The organism is Longimicrobiaceae bacterium, from assembly GCA_035936415.1.
Classification (GTDB): Bacteria; Gemmatimonadota; Gemmatimonadetes; order Longimicrobiales; family Longimicrobiaceae; genus JAFAYN01.
Window position 1 is genome coordinate 1 of sequence record DASYWD010000467.1, and the last position, 5,426, is coordinate 5,426.

A 5,426-nucleotide genomic window follows, 5' to 3' on the forward strand; every position below is an offset into this window, starting at 1 on the left:
CCCCGGAGGACCTGGCGCGGCTGGAGGAGTGGGTGCGCGTGCTCCGCGCGGAGGGGCTCGCCGAGCGGGGAGCGCCGCTCGGGCGGGCGGCTGTGCGGGTGGGGGAGCTGGCCGTGGGGACGCCGTACGAGGCGTTCACCCTGGAAGCGTACCTCAAGGCCGGGGGGAGCCCGGTGCGCACGGAGCCGCTCACGCTCTCTCTGACCCGCTTCGACTGCGTGTCGCTGGTGGAGTCTTGCCTGGCCGTCGCGCGGGTCGCCGCCGGGGCAGGCGCGCGGGGCGAAGCCCTCTGGGACGCCTTCGGGCGCGAGATGGAGCGGATGCGGTACCGGGGCGGGGTCCGCGAGGGATACGTGTCGCGCCTGCACTACTTCAGCGAGTGGATCTCGGACAACGCTCGGCGTGGGCTCGCTCGCGAGCTGGGGGCGGAGCTGGGCGGGAGGCCGGACAACCGGCCGCTCCGCTTCATGACGGAGCACCGGGAGAGCTATCCCGCCCTCGCGAACGACGAGGTGTTCCGCGCCATCGCGGCGATGGAGCGGAGCCTGGACGGCCGGCCGCGCCACGTGGTCCCCACGGCCGGGATCCCCGCCGTGTCCGGCCGGATCGAGACCGGCGACGTGCTCGCCTTCGCCACGACCATCGAGGGGCTGGACGTGACGCACTCCGCGTTCGCGTACCGCGACCGCGGCGGCGTCCTCCGGGTGCTCCACGCCCCTCTTTCCGGGGGAGTGGTGGAGGTAACCCGCTCCACGCTCCCGGAGTACGTCGCCGGAATCCGCCGCTCCACCGGGATCCTGCTCGCGCGCCCGCGCTGGGGATGAGCGCGCGGTGGCGTGAAGAACCGCAGATGGCGCTTGCTTTCCTCCATTCCACGCCGTATACAACAGCTACACGCACCGATCCCGTCTCGCTGCCATGATCCTGGAGACACCCGGTGCGGCTTCCGCTCCCCTACCGTACGCCCCGCCGCAACGGCGGGAGCGGGGGGGGGCCACTCCACACAGGAGGCTCCCGATGCATCAATCTCGTCTGCGCCGAACGATCGGCGCGGCCCTGCTCCTCTGCGCGGGCCTGCTGGCCGGCACGGAGGCGCAGGCGCAAGGAACGCCGTACACCATCCAGGGGACGGTGGTGGACGCCAGCGCCCAGCCCGTGGCGGGGGTCACCGTGACCCTCCGCGCCGCGAGCTTCCGCGCCGCTCAGATCCGGACGGTCACGGACCAGCAGGGCCGGTACACGCTGGCGGCGCCCGTCGATCCCGGAAGCTACACGCTCGCGTTCTCCGCACTGGGGCGTTCCGACGTGACGCGCCAGCTGACGCTCGGGGCGGATCGGGCGGTGCAGGTCGCGCCCGTCACGCTCGAGGCCGGCGTCGTCGAGCTGGAGGGGATCGTCGTCACGGGCGCGGGCGTCGCGACCGAGCGGCGGCAGGTCGGGAACACGGTCGCCAGCGTCTCGGGCGAGGCGGTGAACCAGGCACCCGCCGCCACCTCCGTGGACAAGGCGCTGCAGGGGAAGATCACGGGCGCTGAGATCACCCAGAACTCCGGACAGCCCGGGGGGGGGGTGAGCATCCGGCTGCGCGGGACCAGCTCCATCCTGGGCGGTTCCGATCCCCTGATCGTGATCGACGGCGTCATCGTCGACAACAACTCGGACGCCCTCATCAGCATCGGCGCGAACGCGGGCCGGCAGGGCGCAGCCCTGAGCAACCGGCTCTCCGACATCGCCCCGGGCGACGTGGAGCGGATCGAGGTGCTCAAGGGCGCTGCCGCGGCGGCGCTCTACGGCTCCCGTGCCAACAACGGGGTGATCCAGATCTTCACCCGGCGCGGACGCCAGGGGAAGCCGCAGATCTCCTTCCGCACGGAAGCATCCGTGAGCGAGGCCCCGGAGCGGTACGACCTCATCATGCTGCCGCGGGCCGGGGCGGGTGACGTGGCGGCGGGGCTGGCCAAGAAGGTGGGCGACCCGGTGGAGCGCTTCGACATCCAGGACCAGATCTTCCGCACCGGGCGCGGCACCACCAACCAGCTCTCCGTCTCGGGCGGCAACGAGGGGACCAGCTACTACCTGTCCGGGAGCTGGGTGGACGACCAGGGCGTCCTGCGCGCGACCGACCACTCCAAGATCAACGGACGCGCCAAGATCACCCAGCGGATCTCCGACCTGCTGGAGGTGGGGGTCAACGCGAGCTACGTCCAGTCCCGGACCAACTACATCCCGGAGGGCGAGCAGACCCAGGGCGTGCTGACCAGCGTGATCTTCACGCCGACGTCCTTCAACCCGGCCTTCGACCCCAACCAGGGGCGGTTCCCCTACAACCCGCTCCTGGGCGCCAACCCCCTGGCCGTGCTCCAGGACTTCCGGGCCGACCAGAACGTGGACCGCTTCATCGGGAGCTTCCAGGCCACGCTCTCTCCGCTCTCCAACCTGACCATCAACTACCTGTTCGGCCTGGACGACGCTCGCGAGGAGAACACCTACCTCCAGCCGACCTTCTCCACCGGGCCGAACTTCAGCGGGTCGATCCAGAACCCGATCCGCTTCGCCCGCAAGTACAACAACGACCTGACGGCGAACTACGAGCTGGACGTCTCCCCGGCCCTGCAGCTCACCAGCACGGCCGGGTTCCGGCACACCTCCGATCGCGACAACGTGATCCGCGCGGGTGCGACGGACCTCAACGTGGGACAGACCGTGGTCGGCGGGGCGACCCAGTTCGCCTCGCAGGGGATCACCGAGTTCACCACGGTCGGCGGCTTCCTCCAGGAGCGCCTGGGGATCGGCGACCGCCTGTTCCTCACCGGCGGCCTCAACGTGGAAGCGTCCTCGGCCTTCGGTGAAGACGAGCGCTGGCAGCTGTTCCCGCGCCTGGGTGCTTCCTACGTGGTGGACCGGGAGTCGTTCTGGAGCAACTCCCCGATCAGCGGCATCGTTTCCACCCTCCGGCTCCGTGCGGCGTACGGGCAGACGGGCGGGCAGCCGCCGGGCGCATACACCCGCTTCAACAACACCTTCAACACCTCGTACGCGGGACGCCCTGGGCGGCTTCCCAGCTCCACCCTCGGGAATCCGAACCTGCGCCCCGAGCGGCAGCGGGAGATCGAGGCCGGATTCGACGCGGGGTTCTTCGGGGACCGCGCCTCGCTCGAGTTCACCTTCTACGACCAGGAGACGGACAACCTGGTGCTCGGCGCGCCGCTTCCGCTCAGCGCGGGATACGCCACCCAGTTCCAGAACATCGGGGTGCTCACGAACCGCGGAGTCGAGATCTCGCTGAGCACCGTGAACCTGCAGCGTGACGCCTTCGGCTGGAGCTCGCGCCTCACCTACTCCGCGAACCGCAACCGCGTGGAGCAGCTCCAGACCAGCGCCGACACCCTCGTGGTCGGCTACCTGAACGCGGTGGTGGAGGGGCACCCGGTGGGGGTGTTCTACGGCGGGTACTACGTGCGCAACCCGGACGGGAGCATAAAGTACGACGCCGCCGGGCTCCCGGTACGGGCGCGGGACCCGCGGACGAACCGCTTCGCCAACAAGATCATCGGCGATCCCAGCCCGGACTTCACCGCGGCGCTGTCCAACAGCCTCACGCTCGGGGACAACGTCGAGCTCAGCGTCCTGTTCGACGGCCGGTTCGGCAACGACGTGGCCAACTTCTCCCGCCGCATCTCCGAGTTCTTCGGCTCCGCGAAGGTGGTGGAGCGGGAGATCACGGGCGACACCGTGGCGGGGACCTTCGCCCGGAACTCCACCCGGATCAACCTCTACGAGGAGTACATCGAGGACGGGAGCTTCGTGAAGCTGCGCGAGGTCGCGCTCCGCTTCCGCTTCCCCGCGGCCTGGGCGCGCCGGATGCGCGCCGAGGACGCCGACATCCGCGTGGCGGGGCGCAACCTGTACACCTGGACCGACTATTCCGGGCTGGACCCGGAGATCAACCTCTTCTCGGCGAGCACCGTGGCCCGAGGGGTGGACTTCGCGACCACGCCGATCCCCCGGAGCGTCGCCGTGGGCCTGAACCTGACCTTCTGAGAGGCCCCGAGAGATGCAACGACACCTGAGAACCAAGACTGGAGCGACCTCCATGCGCATCCGCTTCGGGATCGCCCTCCTCGCCGCGGCACTCGCGGGGACCGGGTGCGAGCTGGACCTCACCAATCCCAACTCCCCCGTCGAGGAGGAGGTGGTCAACAACCCCGAGGGGATCATCGCCCTGGCGGTCGGGATGCAGGGCCAGTACGCGAGCTCGGTGCTCACCTTCGTGCGGGCCCCCGCCCTGGTCACCGACGAGTGGGGCACGCAGACGCGGGCGCTCACCGCGGACATCTCGCTCCTGACCGGCGAGGGGCTCGACGCCTCCTTCGGCGTGGTGGAAGCGCCCTACGCCGCCGCCTTCCGGGTGATCCGCAGCGCCAACCTGCTGATCAACAACGCCCCGCAGGTGGGTCTCGGACGCGGGCTGGAGACGGGGATCGTCGCGCTGGCGAAGACGTTCAAGGCGATGTCCATCGGGGCCATCGCCCAGCAGTACGACCGGGTGGCCACGGACGCCGCACCGGGCGGAGCCCCGCTCAAGGACCGGATGGCGGCCTTCAACGAGGCCATCGCGCTGCTCGAGTCCGCCCGCGCAGACCTGGCGGGCGTCTCCGCCGCGGAGCTGGCCGGCTTCCGGTCGCGCGTGGTTCCCTCCGCGTTCGACCTCGAGAACACCATCAACGCCCTGCTGGCCCGGTACTATCTGTTCACCGGGCAGCACCAGCAGGCGATCGCGGCGGCCGACCGGGTCAACCTGGCGCGGCTGTCGCTCCTCCTGTACCCGGACCCCACCATCAACCCGATCTACAACTACTCCTTCGTGGCGCGCTACACGGCGGGGCTGCAGAGCTTCGCGAAGGAGGCGGAGGCGGGGGACCGGCGCCCCACGTACTGGCTGGACCCGTCCGTGAGCCCGGCCGCGAACCCGCGGGACACTCTCCTCTTCGCGCTCCGGCAGTACTCGGGGAAGAACGATCCGTACCCCGTGTACCTTCCGGACGAGATGCGGCTCATCAAGGCGGAGGCGCTCGTCCGTCTCGGCGGGGCCGCCAACTTCGCCCAGGCGCTGGCCCTCATCAACCAGGTGCGGACGCAGTCCACCTCCGCGCTGAACGAGCCGGTGGCCGCGCTGCCGCCGAAGACGGCGGCGGAGCTGAGCACGCAGGCCGCGCTCCTCCGGCAGATCGCCTACGAGCGGCGGTACGAGCTGTACATGCAGGGGCTGCGCTGGGAGGACCTGCGGCGGCTCGGGCAGTTCGTCGACCGCAGGCCCACCTTCACGTTCCTCCCCCTGCCGACGCAGGAGTGCCTCGCCAACCCGCAGGCCAACTGCGCAGGCTGAGCGGGGAGAGTCGATCGCAGAAGTGAACCGGGGGGGGCCC

Annotated in this window: 3 protein-coding genes; all 3 read left to right on the forward strand. The window is 70.5% G+C overall.

Annotated elements, in window-relative coordinates; all coding sequences use genetic code 11:
• Positions 1 to 824 (forward strand): N-acetylmuramoyl-L-alanine amidase-like domain-containing protein (locus tag VGR37_18850; protein ID HEV2149466.1); only part of this gene is annotated, 824 nt, incomplete at its 5' end.
• 193 nt (positions 825 to 1,017) lie between these two features.
• Positions 1,018 to 4,041, forward strand: coding sequence for a SusC/RagA family TonB-linked outer membrane protein (locus VGR37_18855; protein HEV2149467.1), 3,024 nt, complete (start codon positions 1,018 to 1,020; stop codon positions 4,039 to 4,041).
• A gap of 52 nt (positions 4,042 to 4,093) precedes the next feature.
• Complete coding sequence (locus VGR37_18860; protein ID HEV2149468.1) at positions 4,094 to 5,386, forward strand: RagB/SusD family nutrient uptake outer membrane protein; 1,293 nt, start codon at positions 4,094 to 4,096, stop codon at positions 5,384 to 5,386.
• The last annotated feature ends 40 nt before the right edge of the window (positions 5,387 to 5,426 follow it).

Excerpts from the sequence above, each read along its gene's own strand:
- VGR37_18860 (HEV2149468.1), top strand. The coding sequence starts at position 4,094 with ATGCGCATCCGCTTCGGGATCGCCCTCCTCGCCGCGGCACTCGCGGGG.
- VGR37_18855 (HEV2149467.1), top strand. The coding sequence starts at position 1,018 with ATGCATCAATCTCGTCTGCGCCGAACGATCGGCGCGGCCCTGCTCCTC.